Source organism: Dinoroseobacter sp. S124A, from assembly GCF_049801015.1.
Taxonomy (GTDB): Bacteria; Pseudomonadota; Alphaproteobacteria; order Rhodobacterales; family Rhodobacteraceae; genus Dinoroseobacter.
Window position 1 is genome coordinate 1 of record NZ_JBNAGD010000009.1, and the last position, 21013, is coordinate 21013.

Annotated in this window: 34 protein-coding genes; 28 read left to right on the forward strand and 6 right to left on the reverse strand. The window is 61.6% G+C overall.

What is annotated here, in order from left to right; genetic code table 11:
* Positions 1-4: 4 nt before the first annotated feature.
* From tuf to ACP15I_RS18735, 6 genes are all read left to right on the forward strand, one after another.
* Entirely contained in the window at positions 5-1180 is a 1176-nt protein-coding gene (gene tuf / locus ACP15I_RS18710; RefSeq protein ID WP_424968117.1) for an elongation factor Tu, read from the forward strand.
* 110 nt (positions 1181-1290) lie between these two features.
* On the forward strand, positions 1291-1599 hold the full coding sequence (gene rpsJ / locus ACP15I_RS18715; protein WP_044028221.1) for a 30S ribosomal protein S10: 309 nt from the start codon (positions 1291-1293) through the stop codon (positions 1597-1599).
* Positions 1600-1613: 14 nt separating this feature from the next.
* Positions 1614-2354 (forward strand): 50S ribosomal protein L3, encoded by a 741-nt coding sequence (rplC, locus tag ACP15I_RS18720; RefSeq protein WP_424968106.1) that lies wholly within the window; start codon positions 1614-1616, stop codon positions 2352-2354.
* Positions 2351-2968 carry a 50S ribosomal protein L4 gene (gene rplD, locus ACP15I_RS18725; RefSeq protein ID WP_424968105.1) on the forward strand — a complete coding sequence of 206 codons (618 nt, stop codon included), beginning with the start codon at positions 2351-2353 and terminating at the stop codon, positions 2966-2968. The genes rplC and rplD overlap by 4 nt, the downstream gene beginning before the upstream one ends.
* Complete coding sequence (locus ACP15I_RS18730; protein ID WP_424976240.1) at positions 2965-3261, forward strand: 50S ribosomal protein L23; 297 nt, start codon at positions 2965-2967, stop codon at positions 3259-3261. Before rplD ends, ACP15I_RS18730 begins: the two co-directional genes overlap by 4 nt.
* Before the next feature lie 391 nt (positions 3262-3652).
* The gene (locus tag ACP15I_RS18735; protein WP_424968103.1) at positions 3653-4213 is read left to right on the forward strand and encodes a VPLPA-CTERM sorting domain-containing protein; all 561 of its coding nucleotides are present in this window, start codon (positions 3653-3655) and stop codon (positions 4211-4213) included.
* A 210-nt stretch (positions 4214-4423) separates the two neighbouring features.
* Here the strand turns inward: ACP15I_RS18735 and ACP15I_RS18740 are convergent, their stop codons facing one another.
* Entirely contained in the window at positions 4424-4903 is a 480-nt protein-coding gene (locus tag ACP15I_RS18740) for a YHS domain-containing (seleno)protein (protein WP_424968102.1), read from the reverse strand.
* A 388-nt stretch (positions 4904-5291) separates the two neighbouring features.
* Between ACP15I_RS18740 and ACP15I_RS18745 the strand changes: the two genes are divergently transcribed.
* The 6 genes from ACP15I_RS18745 (at position 5292) to rplP (ending at position 9184) form a co-directional block, all read left to right on the forward strand.
* A complete protein-coding gene (locus ACP15I_RS18745) occupies positions 5292-6149 on the forward strand; it encodes a hypothetical protein (protein ID WP_424976241.1) in 858 nt (285 codons plus the stop codon).
* Between the two features lie 377 nt (positions 6150-6526).
* Positions 6527-7369, forward strand: a complete 843-nt coding sequence (gene rplB, locus ACP15I_RS18750) for a 50S ribosomal protein L2 (protein WP_424968099.1) — start codon at positions 6527-6529, stop codon at positions 7367-7369.
* A gap of 3 nt (positions 7370-7372) precedes the next feature.
* The gene (gene rpsS / locus ACP15I_RS18755) at positions 7373-7651 is read left to right on the forward strand and encodes a 30S ribosomal protein S19 (protein WP_424968098.1); all 279 of its coding nucleotides are present in this window, start codon (positions 7373-7375) and stop codon (positions 7649-7651) included.
* A gap of 3 nt (positions 7652-7654) precedes the next feature.
* Positions 7655-8035 (forward strand): 50S ribosomal protein L22, encoded by a 381-nt coding sequence (gene rplV, locus ACP15I_RS18760; RefSeq protein ID WP_012176967.1) that lies wholly within the window; start codon positions 7655-7657, stop codon positions 8033-8035.
* Positions 8035-8757, forward strand: a complete 723-nt coding sequence (gene rpsC, locus ACP15I_RS18765) for a 30S ribosomal protein S3 (protein ID WP_424968097.1) — start codon at positions 8035-8037, stop codon at positions 8755-8757. The genes rplV and rpsC overlap by 1 nt, the downstream gene beginning before the upstream one ends.
* Before the next feature lie 13 nt (positions 8758-8770).
* The gene (rplP, locus tag ACP15I_RS18770) at positions 8771-9184 is read left to right on the forward strand and encodes a 50S ribosomal protein L16 (RefSeq protein ID WP_424968096.1); all 414 of its coding nucleotides are present in this window, start codon (positions 8771-8773) and stop codon (positions 9182-9184) included.
* Between the two features lie 155 nt (positions 9185-9339).
* On the opposite strand, the gene ACP15I_RS18775 is transcribed toward rplP, so the two are convergent.
* From ACP15I_RS18775 to ACP15I_RS18790, 4 genes are all read right to left on the reverse strand, one after another.
* On the reverse strand, positions 9340-9873 hold the full coding sequence (locus ACP15I_RS18775) for an inner membrane-spanning protein YciB (RefSeq protein WP_424976242.1): 534 nt from the start codon (positions 9871-9873) through the stop codon (positions 9340-9342).
* A 77-nt stretch (positions 9874-9950) separates the two neighbouring features.
* Positions 9951-10340: a DUF4149 domain-containing protein gene (locus ACP15I_RS18780; RefSeq protein ID WP_424968093.1), complete on the reverse strand. Its 390-nt coding sequence runs from the start codon at positions 10338-10340 to the stop codon at positions 9951-9953.
* Positions 10341-10456: 116 nt separating this feature from the next.
* Positions 10457-11020: a hypothetical protein gene (locus ACP15I_RS18785; RefSeq protein ID WP_424976243.1), complete on the reverse strand. Its 564-nt coding sequence runs from the start codon at positions 11018-11020 to the stop codon at positions 10457-10459.
* Positions 11021-11022: 2 nt separating this feature from the next.
* Positions 11023-11643: a 2OG-Fe(II) oxygenase family protein gene (locus ACP15I_RS18790; protein WP_424976244.1), complete on the reverse strand. Its 621-nt coding sequence runs from the start codon at positions 11641-11643 to the stop codon at positions 11023-11025.
* Between the two features lie 290 nt (positions 11644-11933).
* Here ACP15I_RS18790 and ACP15I_RS18795 point away from each other — a divergent pair, with 290 nt between their 5' ends.
* The 13 genes from ACP15I_RS18795 (at position 11934) to ACP15I_RS18855 (ending at position 17746) form a co-directional block, all read left to right on the forward strand.
* The gene (locus tag ACP15I_RS18795; protein ID WP_424968090.1) at positions 11934-12584 is read left to right on the forward strand and encodes a hypothetical protein; all 651 of its coding nucleotides are present in this window, start codon (positions 11934-11936) and stop codon (positions 12582-12584) included.
* A 219-nt stretch (positions 12585-12803) separates the two neighbouring features.
* Positions 12804-13010 (forward strand): 50S ribosomal protein L29, encoded by a 207-nt coding sequence (rpmC, locus tag ACP15I_RS18800; protein WP_424970021.1) that lies wholly within the window; start codon positions 12804-12806, stop codon positions 13008-13010.
* Positions 13011-13022: 12 nt separating this feature from the next.
* Entirely contained in the window at positions 13023-13253 is a 231-nt protein-coding gene (gene rpsQ / locus ACP15I_RS18805; protein WP_424968089.1) for a 30S ribosomal protein S17, read from the forward strand.
* A gap of 72 nt (positions 13254-13325) precedes the next feature.
* Complete coding sequence (gene rplN, locus ACP15I_RS18810) at positions 13326-13694, forward strand: 50S ribosomal protein L14 (RefSeq protein WP_424968088.1); 369 nt, start codon at positions 13326-13328, stop codon at positions 13692-13694.
* 1 nt (position 13695) lies between these two features.
* On the forward strand, positions 13696-14001 hold the full coding sequence (gene rplX, locus ACP15I_RS18815) for a 50S ribosomal protein L24 (protein WP_424968087.1): 306 nt from the start codon (positions 13696-13698) through the stop codon (positions 13999-14001).
* Positions 14001-14564, forward strand: a complete 564-nt coding sequence (gene rplE, locus ACP15I_RS18820) for a 50S ribosomal protein L5 (protein WP_424968086.1) — start codon at positions 14001-14003, stop codon at positions 14562-14564. Before rplX ends, rplE begins: the two co-directional genes overlap by 1 nt.
* 18 nt (positions 14565-14582) lie before the next feature.
* A complete protein-coding gene (gene rpsN, locus ACP15I_RS18825; RefSeq protein WP_424968085.1) occupies positions 14583-14888 on the forward strand; it encodes a 30S ribosomal protein S14 in 306 nt (101 codons plus the stop codon).
* A gap of 16 nt (positions 14889-14904) precedes the next feature.
* Positions 14905-15294, forward strand: coding sequence for a 30S ribosomal protein S8 (gene rpsH / locus ACP15I_RS18830; protein WP_424968114.1), 390 nt, complete (start codon positions 14905-14907; stop codon positions 15292-15294).
* A gap of 12 nt (positions 15295-15306) precedes the next feature.
* On the forward strand, positions 15307-15840 hold the full coding sequence (rplF, locus tag ACP15I_RS18835; RefSeq protein WP_424968084.1) for a 50S ribosomal protein L6: 534 nt from the start codon (positions 15307-15309) through the stop codon (positions 15838-15840).
* Between the two features lie 11 nt (positions 15841-15851).
* The gene (rplR, locus tag ACP15I_RS18840) at positions 15852-16211 is read left to right on the forward strand and encodes a 50S ribosomal protein L18 (protein WP_424968083.1); all 360 of its coding nucleotides are present in this window, start codon (positions 15852-15854) and stop codon (positions 16209-16211) included.
* A 129-nt stretch (positions 16212-16340) separates the two neighbouring features.
* On the forward strand, positions 16341-16910 hold the full coding sequence (rpsE, locus tag ACP15I_RS18845) for a 30S ribosomal protein S5 (protein WP_424976245.1): 570 nt from the start codon (positions 16341-16343) through the stop codon (positions 16908-16910).
* A 12-nt stretch (positions 16911-16922) separates the two neighbouring features.
* The gene (gene rpmD, locus ACP15I_RS18850) at positions 16923-17111 is read left to right on the forward strand and encodes a 50S ribosomal protein L30 (protein WP_085892909.1); all 189 of its coding nucleotides are present in this window, start codon (positions 16923-16925) and stop codon (positions 17109-17111) included.
* Positions 17112-17413: 302 nt separating this feature from the next.
* On the forward strand, positions 17414-17746 hold the full coding sequence (locus tag ACP15I_RS18855) for a hypothetical protein (RefSeq protein ID WP_424976246.1): 333 nt from the start codon (positions 17414-17416) through the stop codon (positions 17744-17746).
* Positions 17747-17755: 9 nt separating this feature from the next.
* Here ACP15I_RS18855 and ACP15I_RS18860 read toward each other — a convergent pair whose 3' ends face one another.
* On the reverse strand, positions 17756-18106 hold the full coding sequence (locus ACP15I_RS18860) for a hypothetical protein (RefSeq protein ID WP_424968081.1): 351 nt from the start codon (positions 18104-18106) through the stop codon (positions 17756-17758).
* A 369-nt stretch (positions 18107-18475) separates the two neighbouring features.
* Here ACP15I_RS18860 and rplO point away from each other — a divergent pair, with 369 nt between their 5' ends.
* From rplO to ACP15I_RS18875, 3 genes are all read left to right on the forward strand, one after another.
* Entirely contained in the window at positions 18476-18949 is a 474-nt protein-coding gene (gene rplO / locus ACP15I_RS18865; RefSeq protein ID WP_424968080.1) for a 50S ribosomal protein L15, read from the forward strand.
* A gap of 123 nt (positions 18950-19072) precedes the next feature.
* A complete protein-coding gene (gene secY / locus ACP15I_RS18870; RefSeq protein ID WP_424968079.1) occupies positions 19073-20434 on the forward strand; it encodes a preprotein translocase subunit SecY in 1362 nt (453 codons plus the stop codon).
* Positions 20431-21012 (forward strand): adenylate kinase, encoded by a 582-nt coding sequence (locus ACP15I_RS18875; protein WP_424976247.1) that lies wholly within the window; start codon positions 20431-20433, stop codon positions 21010-21012. Before secY ends, ACP15I_RS18875 begins: the two co-directional genes overlap by 4 nt.
* Position 21013 lies beyond the last annotated feature (1 nt).

Consider the following 21013-nt stretch of genomic DNA (forward strand, 5'->3'; position numbering starts at 1 on the left):
CATCATGGCTAAGGAAAAGTTTGAGCGTTCTAAACCGCATGTTAACATCGGCACGATCGGGCATGTTGACCACGGCAAGACGACGCTGACGGCTGCGATCACCAAGCAGTTTGGCGACTTCAAAGCCTATGACGAGATTGACGGCGCGCCGGAAGAGAAGGCCCGCGGGATCACGATCTCGACCGCGCATGTGGAATACGAGACCGACGCGCGTCACTACGCCCATGTGGACTGCCCGGGTCACGCTGACTACGTCAAGAACATGATCACCGGCGCGGCCCAGATGGACGGCGCGATCCTCGTGGTGAACGCGGCCGATGGCCCGATGCCCCAGACCCGCGAGCACATCCTGCTCGGCCGTCAGGTGGGCATCCCCTACATGGTCGTCTTCATGAACAAGGTGGACCAGGTCGACGACGAAGAGCTCCTGGAGCTGGTCGAGATGGAAATCCGCGAGCTTCTGGACAGCTACGAGTACCCGGGCGACGACATTCCGATCGTTGCGGGCTCCGCCCTGGCGGCTCTCGAGGGCCGTGACGACGCGATCGGCACCGAGAAGATCGCCGAGCTGATGGCGGCTGTGGATGACTACATCCCGACCCCGGCGCGCGCCGTGGACCAGCCCTTCCTGATGCCGATCGAGGACGTGTTCTCGATCTCCGGCCGCGGCACGGTTGTGACCGGTCGTGTGGAGCGTGGCGTGATCAATGTGGGCGACGAGATCGAAATCGTCGGCATCCGCGACACCACCAAGACGACCTGCACCGGTGTGGAAATGTTCCGCAAGCTGCTGGATCGCGGTGAAGCGGGCGACAATATCGGCGCCCTGTTGCGCGGTGTGGACCGTGAAGGTGTCGAGCGTGGTCAGGTTCTCTGCAAGCCGGGCTCCGTGACGCCGCACACCAAGTTCGAAGCCGAAGCCTATATCCTGACCAAGGATGAAGGTGGCCGTCACACGCCGTTCTTCGCGAACTACCGTCCGCAGTTCTACTTCCGGACGACGGATGTGACCGGGACCGTGACGCTGCCGGAAGGCACCGAGATGGTGATGCCGGGCGACAACCTGAAATTCGGTGTCGAGCTGATCGCCCCGATCGCCATGGAAGACGGCCTCCGCTTCGCCATCCGCGAAGGCGGCCGCACCGTCGGCGCTGGCGTCGTCTCCAAAATCATCGAGTAACAGACCAAACGGGCAGGGCCCAAACCCTGCCCAAAAGGTTCGACGAGGGGCGGCGGCAATCGCCGCTCCTCCTCTCAATCTCAAGCCGCGAAAGGCACTGACCAATGGCCATCCAAAGCCAGAACATTCGCATCCGCCTGAAGGCGTTTGACTACCGTGTGCTGGACGCCAGCACGCAGGAAATCGTCAACACCGCCAAGCGCACGGGTGCACAGGTGCGCGGGCCGATCCCGCTGCCGAACAAGATCGAGAAGTTCACGGTTCTTCGTGGTCCCCACGTGGACAAGAAGTCCCGCGACCAGTTCGAGATCCGCACCCATAAGCGTCTGCTCGATATCGTTGACCCGACCCCCCAGACCGTGGACGCGCTGATGAAGCTCGACCTCGCGGCTGGCGTGGACGTGCAGATCTCGGTTTAAGGAGGGCAGAACAGATGCGCTCTGGAGTAATTGCAAAGAAGGTGGGGATGACCCGCCTGTTCATGGAAGACGGCAAGCAGATCCCTGTGACCGTTCTTCAACTGGAAAACCTGCAGGTGGTGGCACAGCGCACCGCCGAGAAGGACGGCTATTCGGCCGTGCAGCTCGGTGCTGGCGCAGCCAAAGCCAAGCGGACCAGTCAGGCGATGCGCGGCCACTACGCCGCCGCGAAAGTGGAGCCCAAGCGCAAGCTTGCGGAATTCCGCGTGAGCCCGGACAACCTGATCGAAGTCGGTGCGGAAATCTCCGCCGAGCACTTCCTTGAGGGTCAGAAGGTCGACGTTTCCGGCACCTCCATCGGTAAAGGCTTTGCCGGCGCGATGAAGCGGCACAACTTCGGGGGCCTGCGCGCCACCCACGGTGTGTCCATCTCGCACCGTTCGCACGGCTCCACCGGTCAGTGTCAGGATCCGGGCCGGGTCTTCAAAGGCAAGAAAATGGCCGGCCACATGGGCGCTGCGCGGGTGACCACGCAGAACCTCGAAGTGGTTCGGACCGATGCCGACCGTGGTCTGATCATGATCAAAGGCGCCGTTCCCGGCTCCAAAGGTGGTTGGGTGACGATCAAGGATGCCGTCAAGAAGAAGGCACCCGAAGGTCTGCCGACCCCTGCTGCGATCAAAGCTGCCGCTGTGACCGAGGCTGCTGCCGAGGCACCTGCAGAAGCCCCCGCTGAGGGAGGGTCTGAAGAATGAAAACCGATGTGATCACTCTGGATGGCGGCACTGCCGGCTCCGTCGAGCTGTCCGAGGACCTGTTTGGCCTCGAACCGCGCGCGGACATCCTGCACCGCGTGGTCCGCTGGCAGCGCAACAAGGCGCAGGCTGGCACCCACAAGGTGAAGACGCGGTCCGAGACCAGCTATTCCACCAAGAAGATCTACCGCCAGAAGGGTACCGGTGGCGCACGCCACGGCGACCGGAACGCGCCGATCTTCCGCAAGGGTGGTATCTACAAGGGTCCGACCCCGCGCAGCCACGCCCATGATCTGCCCAAGAAGTTCCGCAAGCTTGGTCTCAAGCATGCTCTGTCTGCCAAAGCGAAGGCGGGCGAGCTGGTTGTGATCGACACGGCGGCCAATGACGGCAAGACCGCAACCCTGGCCAAGCAGATCAAGGATCTGGGCTGGAAGCGCGCGCTTGTCATCGATGGTGCTGCTGTGGATGCAGGCTTCGCCAAGGCGGCGGCGAATATCGACACGCTCGATATCCTGCCGTCCATGGGCGCAAACGTCTATGACATCCTCAAGCGCGACACGCTCGTGCTGACCAAAGCGGGTGTCGAAGCACTGGAGGCTCGCCTGAAATGAGCACGAAGGCACAGCACTACGACGTGATCCGCAAGCCGATCATCACCGAGAAGGCCACCATGGCGTCCGAGAACGGCGCAGTGGTTTTCGAGGTCGCGATCGACAGCAACAAGCCCCAGATCAAGGAGGCCGTTGAGGCGCTCTTTGGTGTGAAGGTCAAAGCGGTCAACACGACGATCACCAAAGGCAAGACCAAGCGTTTCCGCGGCCAGCCCGGCAAGCGGAAGGACGTCAAGAAAGCCTATGTCACCCTCGAAGAGGGCAACACGATCGACGTCTCCACCGGTCTTTGATCGGTCTTCACAGACTTGAGAAAGGCCTCGGCATGCGCCGGGGCCTTTTTGCTTTGCGGGGGGCGCGCTACGGCGGAGTGAACGAGGCTCGCGCATCCATGGCCCCGGGAGTGGGCTGTTGGGCCCCGGCTCTTTGCGCCCGACGGGGGGTGCCATCCGGAGACGAGCCTTTGGCTATGCCGCTCCAAACATTGAATTTTCGATGAATTGGTTCCGTATGTTCCGCAGCCGTTTCGAATTTTAAGTCAATTAACTGATGCGAAACATGTTTGTTGTTTCGTGCGATGCCTGATCGTAACGTTCAGGTGTTCCCGGCGAGACCATCATCAAACCCGGGGCACAGTTTTTTTGAAACCGTAGCGTTCCTTGCGTATCCCGGAGTATCCGACCCATGCTGAAGTCCATTCTGTCCGCCGCCATCCTGTCCCTGTCTTTCGGCGCCAGCGCGGCCACTGCTGCCTCCCTCGACTTCACGACGCTGGGCTCCGGCACTGTGCCGGGCGCAACCGCGATGCTGCCCGAGGCGACACTGACCTCTGGCGCGGATGCCCTCTATGTGGGCGCCAACAGCTCGAATTCGATCTGCGCGCTGAACTCCGTGGCCTATAACTGCTCGAATGACCTCACCGTGGATTTCAGCACGGCTGTCACCAATATCTCGTTCAATGTGGAAGGCTGGGGCGTTGGCGACAGCATTGCCGTGACGCTGTTCGATTCCATGTCCAACGTGCTTGAGACGACCACGATCCTGGCCAACGGCATCTACAGCTTCTCCAGCAACGGTGTGACCAGCATGTTCCTCGATGACAGCTCCACCGCCTATGGGGTTTCCTATGCGGACTGGACCTTTGATGCCGCCACCAGCCCGATCCCGCTGCCGGCTGGACTGCCCCTGCTGCTGACAACGCTGGCGGGCCTGGGCCTTGTGGCACGGCGTCGCCGCAAGGCTTGAGGCGTCTGCCCGCGCCCGATCCGTTTTCCCTGACGCAAGGGTCCGAACGACACTCAGGGCCAGGTCGGGCACCGCGATGGCTAGGAGGCAAACATTTGCCTCCGCCTAATGGATGCGCCGAGGATCCCCGCGACACGGCGGGCACCGGATAACTGGAAAAGGGCGCGGATGATCCGCGCCCTTTCCGCTTGAGCCCTCTGGTCGTTCAGATCAGAGATCCGACGCCGGGGTGCTCATGATTTCGGTCCAGTTGGTATCGGCCGTATCGATGGTCTGGCTGGTCTGCTTCAGATAGAGCTTATGCGCGCCTGCAGAGGAGTTCAGGTAGAGCTGACCGTCCACGATGTCGAAGAACTCGGGCTGGGTGGCAATCTTCTTGCCCTTGGAGGCGCCAACCGTGCACCAGCCGCCATAGGCCGGGGCGTATTTCGCCGGATCTGCCTCGAAGGCAGCTTTGTTATCCGCGGAAGAGAACTTGTAGACAGCCCCGTCATACTCCGCCTTGAACTCCGCGACACCTTTGGTGGGGGCACCCTCGGTGTGATAGGCAACCGGATCGTAGCCGTTGATCGCGATGTTCATGTCGGCATCGGTGATGAACACCTCGTCTGCTGCAAACGCGGCGCCGAGCGACATGGCCGTTGCCAGAGACGCGATTGCAATGCCGTTACGGAGAGATTTCAAAGACATGGGATTCTTCCTCGCAGGGTTATCTTTTGAACGCCGGCCGCCTTCGGTCGGATCGACGTCGCACGCTCGCCGTGCAGGCCAAGACATGCCGCGCGGGGGCGGTGAAAGCGAATAAACTTGGATCACCAATCCATCACTGCTGCGGCATGAGCGCGTGATCGGGGGGCGGGTTAGGAGCACATGCTGACTTTCGTACGAGAGTTCTCAGGGCTGCAGGTTACACTGATGCGATTACTTGTCTCCGTCGCGGACCTTCTTCAGGCCAAGCGCAATGCTTAATTGCGGACGGAGCGGCATTTCTCGCGACGCAAGTGAAGGTCAGCTTTTGCTTTTCCCCCTCGGTTCGATACTTCATAGGTCACGGGTGACGTTTTCGGGGCGTCCATGCATGAAAATCGGGCTCTTTTTAACCTTTTTGGCGTTCCTTTTCACGGTATCAGCCAATGCCGCCTGGTATCTCGATAGAGACAATTCCATGAGACCTGTTTCTGCTACGGAGGGGCCTGGGGCTGCGATGGCAACAGTGATGTCGCATCGTGGTTGGTCACAAGCGGTTCAGGTGTGCGACGGCGTCTACCTCGCGAATGTCCACAACCTCGTTGACCGTCCCGGCGGTCCGGAAGGCAACGGACCCTCGTGGCACATTTCAGCGTATCCGATGAGCCAAGAAATGGTTAGGGAGCTTCCCGATCCGTCTACGTTTTTTTCCCCTAGAATGGAAACGTTTGATGCCTGGGGGCAGGCTGAAACAGATTACCTCTTCTTCCGACTAAGCGACCCACCCAACGCCGGGGTTCTGCGTCCCATAGCAATGGCGGATGAGCAGCTGGCCGCTCGCTCGGACGTGTACCTCTATCGGCCAATTACGCGTTATCAACAGAATTCCGACGGATCGCCGGACTTTAGCACCACGGCACTTATTGGCGGTAACGAAGGGATGAACCGGCTCCAAGTCCCTTACCGTGTAAACAATGCCTGCGAGATAATTGATCGGCGCGGATCCTCAGTGCGAGATACAACTTGTCCAGTAGAAAACGGCGTCTCGGGCTCACCGTATGTTCTCGAGACGGAGCGGGGGTATTTCTTGGTCGGTATACACACGTATGGCGGTGAGGGTTACGAGACGAGCTATTCTGAACGTGCAACGACCCCTAACGCCTTCATACAATCCCGTCATTTCTGCGCAGGCTACGAGCGAATGTGCGGCGAGCCCTGCGCTGAGTTGAGCGATGTCGAGGGGCAATAGGTTAGCTCTTTGGCCAACGTGGCCATTCGCGCGAAGTGCGGCATTCCATAAAGTGGGTCCTGAACAGGCATTTCCGGCGCAGCGCAACTAGGATCGCTCTACGGTCGAGACCACCGCTTAGAGTTTAGTACGCGTGTGCCAGCCTGCCTCCCTGATTTCTAAGTTTGTATTGCCATTTCTACCAGTATCGCATCCCTCTCACTTGACCCTCACCCCCCAACCCCCTAAACGACCTCATCGGCAAGGCCCCGGATTCGTCCGGGGCTTCGCTTTTGCTCGTTGGATCTTTGATCCCGGGCGTGACGACGGGGACCTTCGGGGCCCTTCAAACCGAAAAGCCGGGGATACCCGGTACACAGTAACGGAAGACAGAAAGCATGGCACTCAAGTCGTATAAGCCGACGACGCCGGGCCAGCGTGGGCTGGTTCTGATCGACCGTTCTGAGTTGTGGAAAGGCCGTCCGGTCAAATCTCTCACCGAGGGTTTGACGAAGAACGGTGGCCGGAACAACACGGGACGGATCACGATGCGCCGCCGGGGTGGCGGGGCAAAGCGTCTCTACCGCATCGTGGATTTCAAGCGTCGCAAGTTCGACGTGGCCGCCACGGTCGAGCGGATCGAATATGACCCCAACCGCACCGCGTTCATCGCGCTGGTCAAGTATGATGATGGCGAGCAGGCCTATATCCTGGCCCCGCAGCGTCTCGCGGTTGGTGACAAGGTCGTCGCCTCGCAAAAGGCAGACATCAAGCCGGGCAACGCGATGCCGTTCTCGGGGATGCCGATCGGGACGATCATCCACAATATCGAGCTCAAGCCCGGCAAGGGTGGCCAGATCGCACGCGCCGCGGGCACCTATGCCCAGTTCGTCGGTCGTGACGGTGGCTATGCCCAGATCCGTCTGAGTTCGGGCGAGCTGCGCCTCGTGCGTCAGGAATGCATGGCCACTGTCGGTGCCGTGTCGAACCCCGACAACTCCAACCAGAACTTCGGTAAAGCGGGCCGCAACCGTCACAAGGGCATCCGCCCGTCTGTGCGTGGTGTTGTGATGAACCCCGTCGATCACCCCCATGGTGGTGGTGAAGGCCGGACCTCTGGTGGTCGTCACCCGGTGACCCCCTGGGGCAAGCCGACCAAGGGCGCACGTACCCGCAACAAGAACAAGGCGTCGAGCAAGCTGATCATCCGCTCGCGGCACGCCAAGAAGAAGGGCCGCTGATAGATGTCGCGTTCTGTTTGGAAGGGCCCCTTTGTCGACGCTTACGTCCTCAAAAAGGCCGAAAAGACCCGCGAGTCGGGCCGCAACGAAGTGATCAAGATCTGGTCGCGTCGCTCCACCATTCTGCCGCAGTTCGTTGGCCTGACCTTCGGGGTCTACAACGGCAAAAAGCACATCCCGGTGAACGTCACCGAGGACATGATCGGCCAGAAATTTGGCGAGTACTCTCCGACCCGGACCTATTACGGTCACGCGGCGGACAAGAAAGCGAAGAGGAAATAAGTCATGGGTAAGGACAAGAATCCCCGCCGCGTGGCTGAGAACGAGGCCATGGCGAAGACGCGCATGCTGCGCACCTCGCCTCAAAAGCTGAACCTCGTCGCCCAGATGATCCGCGGCAAGAAGGTCGACAAGGCGCTCGCCGATCTGACCTTCTCGCACAAGCGCATCGCCGTGGACGTGAAGAAATGCCTTCAGTCCGCGATCGCCAATGCCGAGAACAACCACGGTCTGGACGTGGACGAGCTGATCGTCGCGGAGGCCTGGGTTGGCAAGAACCTGACCATGAAGCGCGGGCGTCCGCGGGCCCGTGGCCGGTTCGGCAAGATCATCAAGCCCTTTGCGGAAATCACCATCAAGGTCCGTCAAGTTGAGGAGCAGGCATAATGGGTAACAAGGTTAATCCCATCGGCATGCGGCTTCAGGTCAACCGGACCTGGGACAGCCGCTGGTATGCAGATACCAAGGACTATGGCGATCTTCTGCTCGAGGATCTGAAGATCCGCGAGTTCATCAAGGAAGAGTGCAAGCAGGCCGGCATCAGCCGTGTGATCATCGAGCGTCCGCACAAGAAGTGCCGCGTCACGATCCACACCGCACGTCCGGGCGTCATCATCGGCAAGAAAGGTGCAGACATCGAAGGTCTGCGCAAGAAGCTGGCCTCGATGACCGATAGCGAGCTGCACCTCAACATCGTCGAGGTCCGCAAGCCGGAACTGGACGCGGCTCTGGTCGGCGAGTCCATCGCGCAGCAGCTCGAGCGTCGGGTGTCCTTCCGCCGCGCCATGAAGCGCTCGGTTCAGAACGCCATGCGCATGGGTGCGCAAGGTATCCGTGTGAACCTCGCAGGCCGCCTCGGCGGTGCCGAGATCGCCCGGACCGAGTGGTATCGCGAAGGCCGTGTGCCCCTGCACACCCTGCGCGCGGACATTGATTACGCACATTCCGAGGCGATGACCGCCTACGGGATCATCGGGATCAAGGTCTGGATCTTCAAAGGCGAGATCATGGAACACGATCCGCAGGCCCGTGACCGTCGTCACGCGGAACTGCAAGAAGGTGGTGGCCCGCGTCCGCAAGGTGGCGGCCGTCCGCGCCGCGACCGCTGAGGAGTAGAGAAAGATGCTACAGCCAAAGCGTACCAAATTCCGCAAGCAGCATAAGGGCCGCATCCGTGGCGAAGCCAAGGGCGGGTCTGACCTGACCTTCGGCACCTACGGTCTGAAGGCGACCCAGCCGGAGCGCATCACCGCGCGCCAGATCGAAGCCGCCCGTCGGGCCATGACGCGTCACATGAAGCGTCAGGGCCGCGTCTGGATCCGGATCTTCCCGGACCTGCCGGTGACCTCCAAGCCCGTCGAAGTGCGTATGGGTAAAGGTAAGGGCTCCGTCGATTTCTGGGCCTGCAAGGTCAAGCCGGGTCGGATCATGTTCGAGATCGACGGCGTCTCCGAGAGCGTCGCCCGCGAAGCCCTGCGCCTCGCCGCGATGAAGCTGCCGATCAAGACCCGTACGGTCGTTCGCGAAGACTGGTAACCGGGGAGCCCCGTCGTGGGTTGCCGGGCCGGTCGGGCGAAAGATATCGTCTTTCGCCGGACCGACACCGTCAAAGATCACAAAGCCCCCGCCGATCCGGCGGGGGCTTTTGCGTTGTGCAGAGGGGGCGGTGTCAGGTCCGGTCGGGCTGGCGGTTAGTCCTCGATCCAGTACCACTCGGCGATCCAACGTGTCGCCAGATAGATCAGGCCGAACAGAGCCGGGTCCGAGGCCACGTTGTAGATCGCCCAATGATCCGTCGACAGAACCCGTCTGGCGACTTCATTCGCCCCGGCCGAGAGCAACGAGAGCGTGATCCAGGCCATGTGCAGCACGGCCCATCCCTGCCGCTCCAGCTGCAGGCGATAGCCCAAGGTCCGCTCCAGCAGGCTGGGCCGGGCCAGCGCGCCGACCGCCAGGATCGCGGCAAAGGCCAGCGCACCCACGGTGGGGCGGATCAGGACAAAGGTCTCGTCCTTCAGGGCCAGGCCGAATGCCGTGAGGATCACGGCCAGCGCCAATGTTGCGACCGCGAGCCATGGGATTGCGCCGTCCCATCGCCAGCGCAGCGCAACGGCCACGCCCGTCGCCAGAACGGTCACCGCGGCAGCCCAGAGCAATCCGCCATAGGCATGCCCCAGCAGGAAGGCCGCGCCGGGTAGAAATTCAAGAAGAAGCCGTCGATCCATGATGCCCGACCCTAGCGAGCCTCAGGGGCGGGGCAAGCGCGGTTTCGGGTTCGCCCCGGGGCAACCTGCGCGGGCCGTCAGGCCACCAGCACGACCGCCCAGCCAGCCAGGCCGATCTGGATCAGCTGGATCACGACAGAGGCGCCGTGCAACCGGCCGAAGGCCTTCTTGTCGCCGCGATCCGTCGCGGCGTTGATCTGCGCCATCAGGATCTGACGGGCGTAAACCGTGCTGAGGGCGATGGCGGCGAAAAGGCCCGCCGCCAGGGGGGAGACGAACCAGGCCGCGAGCGCAGTGAGGGCCGAGAGCCCGATCACCGCGAGGTAATAGTAGGGAAAGGTCCCGCGCAGCAGGGGGCGGACCCGCTCCATCGGGAGCTGCGCAAAGAGCACCGGCGCGAAGCCGAAGCTGTAAAACACCATGCCGCCCAGCAGGGTGGCCGAAAGCAGGAGCGCGATTTCCGTCATGTCATCCTCCGGTCAGGGGTGCCGGACAGATAGGCGGCGTGCCCCGTGCGTCGATCCCCCTGCGCGATTTTGCGCGGTGGCTGGCGCCAAGTGGGGAGGGGCGCCCGGGCGCCTGCTCAGGTGCGGCGCGCGGTTTTCAGGGCCGCGATCTCGCGCCGGGTCCGCAAGGTCACCACGGGCAGGTCGGGCCCGTATTGCTCCAACGCGGCGCAGATCCTCGGGGCTTGCTTGGCCTCGAAGGACCAGATCCAGTCGAGAAACGCGCGATCCGGCAACTGCTCGGGGCAGCCTTCGGCCATGTCGAACCGCACCCGGCCATAGCTCTTGAGGACGCGCCCCATCATCTGCCACAGGGCTTGTGACCGGGGCACGCGGATCCAGATCCCGAGATCCGCGCGCGGCACCCGAATGTCAAAGCTCGACACGGTCGTGCCATCCATGACCCAGCGGTCCTGCACCACATAGGTCTCGGTTCGCCGGCGTTGTTCGGCCCGGTCGCGCACCTGCCAGCCCGGCAGCCAGCGGATATCGCGATCCATGGAAACATGGGGCAGCCCGTATGTTTGCTCGATCCAGCGGGAGAGGGTGGATTTGCCCCCGCCCGAGACGCCAAAGACCAGCACCCGGCGCGCGGAGGCGAGCAGTTCGGCCGCCTCGGCGGGAGAAACCTCCCGCGGCATGATCAGGCCCAGGCGTAGTTGAAGCTGACGGAGATCCGCTCGTCCTCGGCCATGTTCATGGGCACCTCGTGGCGCAGCCAGCTCTCCCACAACAGGACATCACCGACCTTGGGGGCGACATAGACGAACTGGCGGAGCTCCTCGGGCGCATCCTTGCGCCGGGCCGGGGCGGCCATCATCCGGGCGGAGCGCGGGTCTTCGAGTTTCAGGGCTGAGGTGCCCTCGGGCATGGCCACATAGGTGGTGCCGGAGATCACCGAATGGGGGTGGATGTGGCTCGCATGCATCCCGCCCTCGGGCAGGATGTTGATCCAGAGATCTTCGAGCTTGAGCGCGCGACCATCCAGATCAAAGGCCAGATCCTCGGCAAAGGCGGCCACATGGGCGTCGAGCGCCTTGACCAGATCGGCAAAGATCGGGAACCGCCAGGGCAGATCGGTCAGCGACGCGTAGGAGGTATAGCCGGGATACCCGTTCTCCTCGCACCATTCCTGTCCGGCCTCATCATCCTCGGCGATCACGAGGCAGGATTGCTCCAGTTCAGTGGCGTCAACAGTTGGTTTGAACTCCCCGAGCGGGGCGCGATAAAGGCGGGTCACAAAGAGCGATGAGAGAGTAGCCATGGCGTTGTCTTAGCGTGGAATGGCGCAGGGGACGAGGGGCCATGTCCGTGAAGCCAGGTGGTCTTTACGTTTGCCGGACGTGGACATCGGCAGAGGTGCGGTCGTGATGTTTGAGGTCAGTTCGGGTGTCGCCCGCCGTTCAATCTGCCCCCGCTTGCTGCGGCGCGATCCTTCTGTTCCCGTAGCATACCAGACGATCGGACCCGCGGCGCCAAAGATAGCGGGCGACCGTCTTTGACGCGACTGGACGTGCATGTTAACCAATTCGAGCAATTCAAGGAGTTTTTACCATGAAGGTTTTGAGAACATTTTTGGCCGTGCTGGCCACCACGGGTGCTGCTCAGGCAGCTCCGATATCCATTAACTTCGACGTGGACCAGGCTGACTACACTGTCCTGGCTCAAGGTGCCGCGCAGGTTGTCGATGACCAGTTCGCATCCCTCGGTCTGTTGATCCGTGATGCGAGCGGATTGGGTGCGGTGGTCGGTGACGTCTCAAATGGAGTCGGCAGCGACCCGGCGCATCTGTATGGCAATTTTGGAGGCGGCATCGTAGACACCACGCCCGATATAAATTTCTTTTTTGTGGACACTGCGGACAAATCCGTCACAGCTGCGACGGATTTTTTCTCGATCCTGGTGACGGATGGCGGGGATGGTCTTGGTACAACGTTGAGCGCCTTTGACGCCGATGACAATCTGGTAGGGTCGGTGTCAACGACCTCCAGCGCTTTTGATCAGACGCTGACACTGACGGGACTTGGGTTCTTCTCCCGGGTCAATATCGTGACCCCGGGTGATGCAACAGGGTACGACGACATCGTCTTTGAGAGTGTGTCGAGCATTGCACCGACCCCAATTCCCTTGCCCGCAAGTGGTCTGTTGCTGCTCGGTGTTCTTGGGGCAACCGCCTGTGTCGGTCGGCGCAAGCGCACAGCCTGAGATCCTGACCTGACCCAGATTGAAGCCCGCTGAATGGCGGGCTTTTTTCTTTGGAGGGCCTTGTTTTGTTTGGGATCGCACGATTCAGACCGATGGTGCGCATAACGGGCTTGCCACAGCACGGCATCAGGCCTATACGGCCCCTTCATCTGACCTCCACTGGAATCAGGGTGACCCAAAAGGGGCCTGCCAGTGACGTTGAAAAAAAGGAAAATGGCGATGAACGCCCAGGAACTGCGTGATAAGACGCCGGACGAGCTGCGTGACCAGCTTGCCTCTCTGAAAAAAGAAGCCTTCAACCTGCGTTTCCAGCAGGCCACAGGCCAGCTTGAGAACACGGCCCGCATGCGCTCCGTGCGCCGGGATGTGGCCCGTGTGGCCACCGTGCTCAACGAAAAAGCCGCTGCTGCGGCCTCTGCCGAATAAGGACCTCATCACATGCCCAAGCGTATCCTGAATGGCGTTGTGACGAGCGCCGCCAATGCTCAGACCGTGACCGTTTCCGTGGAGCGTCGCTTCACGCATCCGGTTCTGAAGAAGACCATCCGTAAGTCCAAGAAGTACCGGGCTCACGATGCCGAGAACGCTTTCAAAGTTGGTGACAAAGTCCGCATCCAGGAATGCGCACCGATGTCGAAAACGAAACGTTGGGAAGTGGTCGTCGGATAAGCGACCCCTTCTCCCAGATTCGAAACCCTGGGGCACCATGCATCGGTGTCCCCAAAGGTCGGGAGACACCACATGATCCAGATGCAAACCAATCTGGATGTCGCTGACAACTCCGGCGCGCGCCGAGTTCAGTGCATCAAGGTTCTGGGTGGGTCCAAGCGTAAATACGCCTCCGTGGGCGACATCATTGTCGTCTCGGTGAAGGAAGCCATCCCACGCGGCCGCGTGAAGAAAGGCGACGTCCGCAAGGCTGTCGTCGTGCGCACCGCCAAAGAGGTCCGTCGTGAAGACGGCACCGCCATTCGTTTCGACCGCAATGCGGCCGTGATCCTCAACAACAACAACGAGCCGGTCGGCACCCGTATCTTCGGGCCGGTTGTGCGCGAGTTGCGCGGCAAGAGCTTCATGAAGATCATCTCGCTGGCGCCGGAGGTGCTCTGAGATGGCTGCGAAACTGAAAAAAGGCGACAAGGTCGTCGTGCTCGCCGGCAAGGACAAGGGCAAAGAGGGTGAGATTTCCTCCGTGTCCCCGAAGACCGGCAAGGCTGTTGTGGACGGGCTGAACATCGCCATCCGCCACGCCAAGCAGTCCCAGAATTCTCAAGGGGGCCGCATCCCGCAAGCGATGCCGATCGACCTGAGCAACCTGGCGCTTCTGGACAGCAACGGCAAACCGACCCGCGTTGGCTTCCGTGAGGAAGACGGCAAGAAGGTCCGCTTCGCCAAGACCACCGGGGAGGCTGTCTGATGCTGGACGCTGCAACCTACACACCGCGCCTGAAGACGGCCTATGCGGACACCATCCGCGCCGCCATGAAGGAAGAGTTCGGTTACAAGAACGACATGATGATCCCGCGCCTTGAGAAGATTGTTCTCAACATTGGCTGCGGTGCCGAAGCTGTCAAAGACAGCAAGAAGGCGAAATCGGCTCAGGAAGACCTGACCGCGATCGCTGGTCAAAAGGCCATGGTCACGAAAGCCAAGAAGTCCATCGCGGGCTTCCGGGTGCGTGAAGACATGCCGCTCGGCGCCAAGGTGACCCTGCGCGGGGACCGGATGTACGAATTCCTCGATCGTCTGATCACGATCGCCATGCCCCGGATCCGCGACTTCCGCGGCGTCAAAGGTACGGCGTTCGATGGCCGTGGCAACTACGCCATGGGCATGAAGGAGCACATCGTTTTCCCCGAGATCAACTTCGACAAGGTTGATGAGGTCTGGGGTCTGGACATCATTATCTGCACCACCGCGGCAAACGACGCGGAAGCGAAAGCGCTGTTGAAGCATTTCAACATGCCCTTCAACTCGTGACGCGCGGGAGAGACTGATATGGCTAAAAAAGCAATGATCGAACGCGAAAAGAAGCGCGAGAAGCTGGTGGCAAAATACGCTGCCAAGCGGGCCGCGCTCAAAGAGATCGCGAATGACGAGAGCAAGCCGATGGAAGAGCGCTTCAAGGCGCGCCTGAAGCTCGCTGAACTGCCGCGCAACAGCTCGGCGACCCGGCTGCACAACCGCTGCCAGCTCACCGGTCGTCCGCACGCTTACTACCGCAAGCTGAAAATCAGCCGGATCGCCCTGCGCGACCTCGGCTCCGCAGGTCAGATCCCTGGCCTCGTGAAGTCCAGCTGGTAAGGAGGGTTAGTCCATGATGAACGATCCTCTCGGCGATATGCTGACCCGTATCCGGAATGCGCAGATGCGTGGCAAGTCCACCGTCCGCACGCCGGCCTCCAAGCTGCGCGCCTGGGTGCTCGATGTTCTGACCGACGAAGGCTACATCCGTGGCTATGACAAGGTCGAAGACAGCAAGCACCCGGAGCTGGAAATCAGCCTGAAATACTACGAAGGCGTTCCGGTGATCCGCGAGCTCAAGCGCGTCTCCAAGCCTGGCCGTCGTGTGTATATGGGCTCGAAAGAGATCCCCTCGGTCCGTCAGGGCCTGGGTGTTTCCATCGTTTCCACACCGCGCGGTGTCATGTCGGATGCAAATGCACGCTCTGCCAATGTTGGTGGCGAAGTGCTTTGCACGGTCTTCTAAGGAGGTCCTGCGATGTCCCGTATTGGTAAGAAACCGGTCGAGCTGCCCGCAGGTGTTACCGCCTCCGTGTCCGGCCAGACCATCGAAGTGAAGGGGCCCAAGGCCACCCGCAGCTTCACCGCCACCGACGACGTGACCCTCAAGGTCGAAGACAACGTTGTCACCATCGAGCCGCGCGGCAAGTCCAAGCGCGCCCGCCAGCAGTGGGGCATGTCCCGCACCATGGTCGGCAACCTTGTGACCGGCGTCACGAGCGGCTTCAAGAAAGAGCTGGAAATCCAGGGCGTGGGTTACCGAGCTCAGATGCAGGGCAACACCCTGAAGCTGAACCTCGGCCTCTCCCACGAGGTGAACTACGACGTCCCCGCGGGCGTCACCGTCACCTGCCCGAAGGTCACCGAGATCGTGATCGAGGGCACGGATGAGCAACTCGTCGGTCAGGTCGCGGCCAATATCCGCGACTGGCGCAAGCCCGAGCCCTACAAGGGCAAAGGGATCCGCTATAAGGGCGAGTTCATCTTCCGCAAGGAAGGCAAGAAGAAGTAAGGACGCAGACAATGGCAAACAGCAAACGAGACCTGTTCTTGAAGCGCCGCCTGCGCGTTCGGAACAAACTGAAGAAAATGGCAGATGGGCGTCCGCGCCTGTCCGTGCACCGCTCCGGCAAGAACATCAGCGTTCAGCTGATCGACGATCTGGAAGGGCGCACTCTGGCCTCCGCCTCGACCCTCGAGAAGGATCTGGGCGTCGTCGGCAAGAACAATGTCGAAGCCTCCGCCAAGGTGGGTGCGGCGATTGCCGAGCGGGCCAAGAAGGCCGGTGTCGAAGAGTGCTATTTCGACCGCGGCGGCTTCCTCTTTCACGGCAAGGTGAAGGCTCTGGCCGACGCCGCCCGCGAAGGTGGTCTGAAGTTCTAAGGCCTTCGCGTGGCACCTGCTGCGCGAGGACAAACAACACCGTAGGGCGCTCCGCCGGGGCGCCCTCGATGATCCGGGGCCGGGTCCGGTCACCAGGATTGACCCAAATTCAAACGCAAGGAGCCCGCAATGGCAGAGCGTGATAACCGCCGGGGACGTCGTGACGATCGCGATGAGACCCCTGAATTTGCAGACCGTCTGGTCGCAATCAACCGTGTGTCCAAGACCGTCAAGGGCGGTAAGCGCTTCGGCTTTGCCGCGCTTGTTGTCGTCGGCGATCAGCGGGGCCGTGTGGGCTTCGGCAAGGGCAAAGCCAAAGAGGTGCCCGAGGCGATCCGCAAGGCCACCGAGCAGGCCAAGCGTCAGATGATCCGCGTGCCCCTGCGGGAAGGCCGGACGCTGCACCATGACATGGAAGGCCGCCATGGCGCCGGCAAGGTCATGATGCGCACCGCTCCGCAAGGTACCGGGATCATCGCCGGTGGTCCGATGCGTGCCGTGTTCGAAATGCTGGGTGTTCAGGACGTGGTGGCCAAGTCCATCGGCTCTCAGAACCCCTACAACATGATCCGCGCCACGCTGAACGGCCTGACGAAGGAAACCAGCCCCCGGATGGTCGCGCAGCGTCGCGGCAAGAAGGTGTCTGACATCCTCAAGAAGCCCGAAACCGAGGCGGCTGCAGAGCCGGCCGAAGCGTAAGGAGAGCGGACCATGGCAAAAACCATCGTCATCAAGCAGATCGGCTCCCCGATCCGCCGCCCGGAAAAGCAGCGTCAGACGCTGATCGGCCTGGGCCTGAACAAGATGCACCGTGTGCGTGAACTCGAAGACACCCCGGCAGTGCGCGGCATGATCAACAAGATCCCGCACATGGTCGAGATCATCGAGGAAAAAGGGTAAGGCACCCGCCTTCCGATTTCATTTCAAGACATTCAAAAGGCCCCGCGAGTTCTGTGGGGCCTTTTTTCGTTTAGGGTTGGGTGAGGGGGATCTCGCCCGGATCGGCTTGACGGTGCCACCAACAGTGTCGGGGGCCAGCGCGACACGTGGCAAAACACTCAGTGCGCCGATCCGGACGGGAACGATGTGAGGATCAACCTGAATGGCAGCGTCGCCTCGATTGCCACGGGTACACCGGGTTGCGGGATCGAGACCCCGGACGCCCTTTCTGTCTGTTTCGCGTAGGACGCTCGCCCCTCGATGTGTTTGCTGCCATCACGGATGTGAGGCTCGCCACGACCCTCGTTCCCGCCGATCTCGCCCTCTTCGACATCGTAGGCTCACAGTCCTATGTCGGCTTCACCGGCTCGACGGGTGGCGCGAGTATCGTGCGTCAGGTCCGCAGCTTTGACCTCCGTGTGGCGCCCCTTCCGATCCCTGCGTTCTTCCCCTTAGCGGTGCTGGGGATCGGCGCGCTGAGGCTGTTGCGACGCCACCAGCGCCGGGCCTATATCAGCGCCGCAAGTGACACCCCAAAACGACAACGCCCCGGAGATCCGGGGCGTTTTTCTGTGGGCGGCACGACGCCACCATGATGGGGCAGTTCACCCCTGAATATTGTAGACCGCCGACTGGCTGCCATCGCGGCGGTTGAAGACGACGCTCTCGCCATCGATACTCGGGACCGAGCAGAACTCCCGGCCTGTCAGGCGCTCCGGCGCGCTGTAGGTGCTGCAGATCTCTGCGCCGTCCACCGTGTAGGCTCCGACAATCTCTTCGCCGCCCAACATGCCACCGACCGAGCCATCGGACATGAATTTGAATGTGGTGCCATCGGCGGCAACGAGGCTCTTGCCGATGAACGGGTCGACCGCTGTGGCCATGGACATGTCTTCCGTGGGCGCGCAGGCGCTGAGGACACAGGCAGTTGCAATGGTGGCTATGAAATACTTCATTGGCTAATCTCCGTCTTCGATAGGGGGCCAGCGTGGCACGCTATACCCCCTCGCCACAAGGATTTTTCCCGCTGCACTGCCGCATTGCAGATGTGCCGGGAAGCACTCCTGGAGCGAATGCAAGGCGCGGTGGCCCTTGCATTGCGGGCCCGTGGACTGCGCAGGACAGACCCAAAACGTGCCGAGCTTGGTCCGCGCACCGACCCAAGTGGGGGCATCTGCGCGCGCCAGAGCGGGAAGGGCTTGAACCATGGCCCGCGCCCGCGTATACGCCCCCGGTGGTCTTAGGACCCGAGTCTAAAAACAAGCAAGAAACGCCGAGGTCGGGGGCTTTCGCTTCGATCCCCGCATCCGGCAAGGAGAAGCGATATGAAACTCAACGAACTGCGCGACAATCCCGGCGCAACCAAACCCCGCAAGCGCGTTGGCCGTGGCCCGGGCTCCGGCATGGGTAAAACCGCCGGTCGCGGGATCAAGGGTCAGAAGTCCCGTTCGGGTGTGGCGATCAAAGGGTACGAGGGTGGCCAGATGCCGCTCTACCAGCGCCTGCCGAAGCGTGGCTTCAACAGCCGCAACAAGAAGAGCTACGCCGTGGTGAACCTGGGCCTGATCCAGAAATTCATCGAAGCGGGCAAGCTCGACGCCTCCGCACCGATCACCGAGGACACGCTGCTGGCCTCCGGCCTGATCCGTCGCAAGCTGGACGGTGTGCGCGTGCTGGCCAAGGGCGAGCTGACTTCCAAGGTCGAGCTGACCGTGACCGGCGCCTCCAAATCCGCCGTGGACGCGGTTGAGAAGGCCGGTGGCTCCCTTTCGGTCACATCTGCGCAGGCGGCTGCGTAACCGGTTGTGAGCGGCCCGAGCGGTCCTTACATCTGATATCAGTTTTCCAACGCCGCCTGACCGGGAAACGGTTTGGCGGCGTTGTTCATTAGACGCCCATCATACGGCCCCGAGGAACGAGATATGGCATCAGCAGCAGAGCAAATGGCCGCCAACATGAGCTGGAGCGCCTTGGGGAAGGCGACTGAGCTCAGGCAGCGGATCTTCTTCACCCTGGGTCTTTTGATCGTGTACCGGCTGGGAACCTATATCCCGGTGCCGGGGATCGACGGCGCGCAGTTGCGGGAGTTCATGGACCAGGCAGCCGCCGGTCTGGGTGGCGTTCTGAACATGTTCACCGGCGGTGCGATCTCCCGGATGGGGATCTTCGCGCTGGGGATCATGCCCTATATCTCGGCCTCGATCATCGTGCAGCTTCTGACGGCCATGGTGCCGCAGCTTGAGCAGCTGAAGAAAGAGGGCGAACAGGGCCGCAAGAAGATCAACCAATACACGCGCTACGGCACGGTGTTTCTGGCGACCTTCCAGGCCTATGGGCTGGCGGTGAGCCTTGAATCCGGCGGTCTGGTGACCGATCCGGGCTGGTATTTCCGCGCGGCCTGCGTGATCACCCTTGTGGGCGGCACCATGTTCCTGATGTGGCTGGGCGAGCAGATCACCCAGCGCGGCATCGGCAACGGCATCTCGCTGATCATCTTCGTGGGGATCATCGCTGAACTGCCCGCCGCTCTGGCGCAGTTCTTTGCCTCGGGCCGCTCCGGTGCGCTCTCGACCCCAGTGATCCTGGGCGTGGTGGCCATGCTGCTGGGCACGCTGGTCTTCGTGGTCTTCATGGAGAGGGCGCTGCGCAAGATCCACATCCAGTACCCGCGCCGTCAGGTCGGGATGAAGATGTATGACGGAGGGTCCTCGCACCTGCCGGTGAAGATCAACCCCGCCGGCGTGATCCCCGCGATCTTTGCCAGCTCGCTCCTGCTGCTGCCGACGACGATCAGCACCTTCTCGGGCGGGCAATCGGGACCGATCATGTCGACGATCCTCGCCTATTTCGGGCCAGGGCAGCCGCTCTACCTGCTGTTCTTTGCGGGCATGATCATCTTCTTCACCTATTTCTACACCGCCAATGTCTCGTTCAAGACCGAGGATGTGGCTGACAATCTCAAGAACCAGAACGGCTTCATTCCGGGGATCCGCCCGGGCAAGAAGACCGAGGAATATCTCGATTATGTGGTGAGCCGCATCCTCGTGGTGGGCTCGGGATATCTGGCGCTTGTCTGTCTCATCCCCGAGATGGTGCGGACGGAACTGGCCATCACGGCCTATTTCGGCGGGACCTCGATCCTGATTATCGTGTCGGTGGGGATGGACACTGTCCAACAAATCCAGTCCCATCTGCTGGCGCACCAATACGAAGGGCTTATTGAAAAGTCCCAGCTGCGCGGCAAGAAACGCGGCAAAGGGAAGAGGAGCCCGGCACGTCGATGAACATTATTCTGCTTGGGCCTCCGGGGGCCGGTAAGGGAACACAGGCCGCACGGCTTGTGAGCGAGCGCGGCATGGTCCAGCTCTCCACGGGTGACATGCTCCGGGAGGCGCGCGCCTCCGGTACGGAGATGGGCCAGAAGGTCGCCGCGATCATGGACTCAGGTGGCCTTGTCACCGATGAGATCGTGATCGGCCTGATCGAGGAAAAGCTGCAATTGGCGGAGGGCAACGGTTTCATCTTCGACGGCTTCCCGAGAACGCTTGGCCAGGCGGACGCCCTCGGCGCGCTGCTAGAAAAGATGGGTCAGAGCCTCGACTGCGTGGTCGAGCTTGCGGTCAACGACGAGGTTCTCGTCGACCGGATCGTCAACCGGGCCAAGGAAGCCGCCGCCGCCGGCGAGCCGGTGCGGGCCGATGACAACGCGGAAAGCCTCAAGAAACGGCTGATCGAATACTACAAGAAGACCTCGCCGCTGATCGGCTATTACCACGCGCACAAAGCGCTGCGCTCGGTGGATGGACTGGCCGAGATTGATGTGGTTGCGGGCGAGATCAAGAAAACTCTTGACAGCATTTGAA

What these genes read in the sequence shown, in the direction of transcription:
- tuf (WP_424968117.1), top strand. Translation starts at nt 5, where the DNA reads ATGGCTAAGGAAAAGTTTGAGCGTTCTAAACCGCATGTTAACATCGGC.
- rplC (WP_424968106.1), top strand. Translation starts at nt 1,614, where the DNA reads ATGCGCTCTGGAGTAATTGCAAAGAAGGTGGGGATGACCCGCCTGTTC.
- rplD (WP_424968105.1), top strand. Translation starts at nt 2,351, where the DNA reads ATGAAAACCGATGTGATCACTCTGGATGGCGGCACTGCCGGCTCCGTC.
- ACP15I_RS18730 (WP_424976240.1), top strand. Translation starts at nt 2,965, where the DNA reads ATGAGCACGAAGGCACAGCACTACGACGTGATCCGCAAGCCGATCATC.
- ACP15I_RS18735 (WP_424968103.1), top strand. Translation starts at nt 3,653, where the DNA reads ATGCTGAAGTCCATTCTGTCCGCCGCCATCCTGTCCCTGTCTTTCGGC.
- ACP15I_RS18740 (WP_424968102.1), bottom strand. Translation starts at nt 4,903, where the DNA reads ATGTCTTTGAAATCTCTCCGTAACGGCATTGCAATCGCGTCTCTGGCA.
- ACP15I_RS18745 (WP_424976241.1), top strand. Translation starts at nt 5,292, where the DNA reads ATGAAAATCGGGCTCTTTTTAACCTTTTTGGCGTTCCTTTTCACGGTA.
- rplB (WP_424968099.1), top strand. Translation starts at nt 6,527, where the DNA reads ATGGCACTCAAGTCGTATAAGCCGACGACGCCGGGCCAGCGTGGGCTG.
- rpsS (WP_424968098.1), top strand. Translation starts at nt 7,373, where the DNA reads ATGTCGCGTTCTGTTTGGAAGGGCCCCTTTGTCGACGCTTACGTCCTC.
- rplV (WP_012176967.1), top strand. Translation starts at nt 7,655, where the DNA reads ATGGGTAAGGACAAGAATCCCCGCCGCGTGGCTGAGAACGAGGCCATG.
- rpsC (WP_424968097.1), top strand. Translation starts at nt 8,035, where the DNA reads ATGGGTAACAAGGTTAATCCCATCGGCATGCGGCTTCAGGTCAACCGG.
- rplP (WP_424968096.1), top strand. Translation starts at nt 8,771, where the DNA reads ATGCTACAGCCAAAGCGTACCAAATTCCGCAAGCAGCATAAGGGCCGC.
- ACP15I_RS18775 (WP_424976242.1), bottom strand. Translation starts at nt 9,873, where the DNA reads ATGGATCGACGGCTTCTTCTTGAATTTCTACCCGGCGCGGCCTTCCTG.
- ACP15I_RS18780 (WP_424968093.1), bottom strand. Translation starts at nt 10,340, where the DNA reads ATGACGGAAATCGCGCTCCTGCTTTCGGCCACCCTGCTGGGCGGCATG.
- ACP15I_RS18785 (WP_424976243.1), bottom strand. Translation starts at nt 11,020, where the DNA reads ATGCCGCGGGAGGTTTCTCCCGCCGAGGCGGCCGAACTGCTCGCCTCC.
- ACP15I_RS18790 (WP_424976244.1), bottom strand. Translation starts at nt 11,643, where the DNA reads ATGGCTACTCTCTCATCGCTCTTTGTGACCCGCCTTTATCGCGCCCCG.
- ACP15I_RS18795 (WP_424968090.1), top strand. Translation starts at nt 11,934, where the DNA reads ATGAAGGTTTTGAGAACATTTTTGGCCGTGCTGGCCACCACGGGTGCT.
- rpmC (WP_424970021.1), top strand. Translation starts at nt 12,804, where the DNA reads ATGAACGCCCAGGAACTGCGTGATAAGACGCCGGACGAGCTGCGTGAC.
- rpsQ (WP_424968089.1), top strand. Translation starts at nt 13,023, where the DNA reads ATGCCCAAGCGTATCCTGAATGGCGTTGTGACGAGCGCCGCCAATGCT.
- rplN (WP_424968088.1), top strand. Translation starts at nt 13,326, where the DNA reads ATGATCCAGATGCAAACCAATCTGGATGTCGCTGACAACTCCGGCGCG.
- rplX (WP_424968087.1), top strand. Translation starts at nt 13,696, where the DNA reads ATGGCTGCGAAACTGAAAAAAGGCGACAAGGTCGTCGTGCTCGCCGGC.
- rplE (WP_424968086.1), top strand. Translation starts at nt 14,001, where the DNA reads ATGCTGGACGCTGCAACCTACACACCGCGCCTGAAGACGGCCTATGCG.
- rpsN (WP_424968085.1), top strand. Translation starts at nt 14,583, where the DNA reads ATGGCTAAAAAAGCAATGATCGAACGCGAAAAGAAGCGCGAGAAGCTG.
- rpsH (WP_424968114.1), top strand. Translation starts at nt 14,905, where the DNA reads ATGAACGATCCTCTCGGCGATATGCTGACCCGTATCCGGAATGCGCAG.
- rplF (WP_424968084.1), top strand. Translation starts at nt 15,307, where the DNA reads ATGTCCCGTATTGGTAAGAAACCGGTCGAGCTGCCCGCAGGTGTTACC.
- rplR (WP_424968083.1), top strand. Translation starts at nt 15,852, where the DNA reads ATGGCAAACAGCAAACGAGACCTGTTCTTGAAGCGCCGCCTGCGCGTT.
- rpsE (WP_424976245.1), top strand. Translation starts at nt 16,341, where the DNA reads ATGGCAGAGCGTGATAACCGCCGGGGACGTCGTGACGATCGCGATGAG.
- rpmD (WP_085892909.1), top strand. Translation starts at nt 16,923, where the DNA reads ATGGCAAAAACCATCGTCATCAAGCAGATCGGCTCCCCGATCCGCCGC.
- ACP15I_RS18860 (WP_424968081.1), bottom strand. Translation starts at nt 18,106, where the DNA reads ATGAAGTATTTCATAGCCACCATTGCAACTGCCTGTGTCCTCAGCGCC.
- rplO (WP_424968080.1), top strand. Translation starts at nt 18,476, where the DNA reads ATGAAACTCAACGAACTGCGCGACAATCCCGGCGCAACCAAACCCCGC.
- secY (WP_424968079.1), top strand. Translation starts at nt 19,073, where the DNA reads ATGGCATCAGCAGCAGAGCAAATGGCCGCCAACATGAGCTGGAGCGCC.
- ACP15I_RS18875 (WP_424976247.1), top strand. Translation starts at nt 20,431, where the DNA reads ATGAACATTATTCTGCTTGGGCCTCCGGGGGCCGGTAAGGGAACACAG.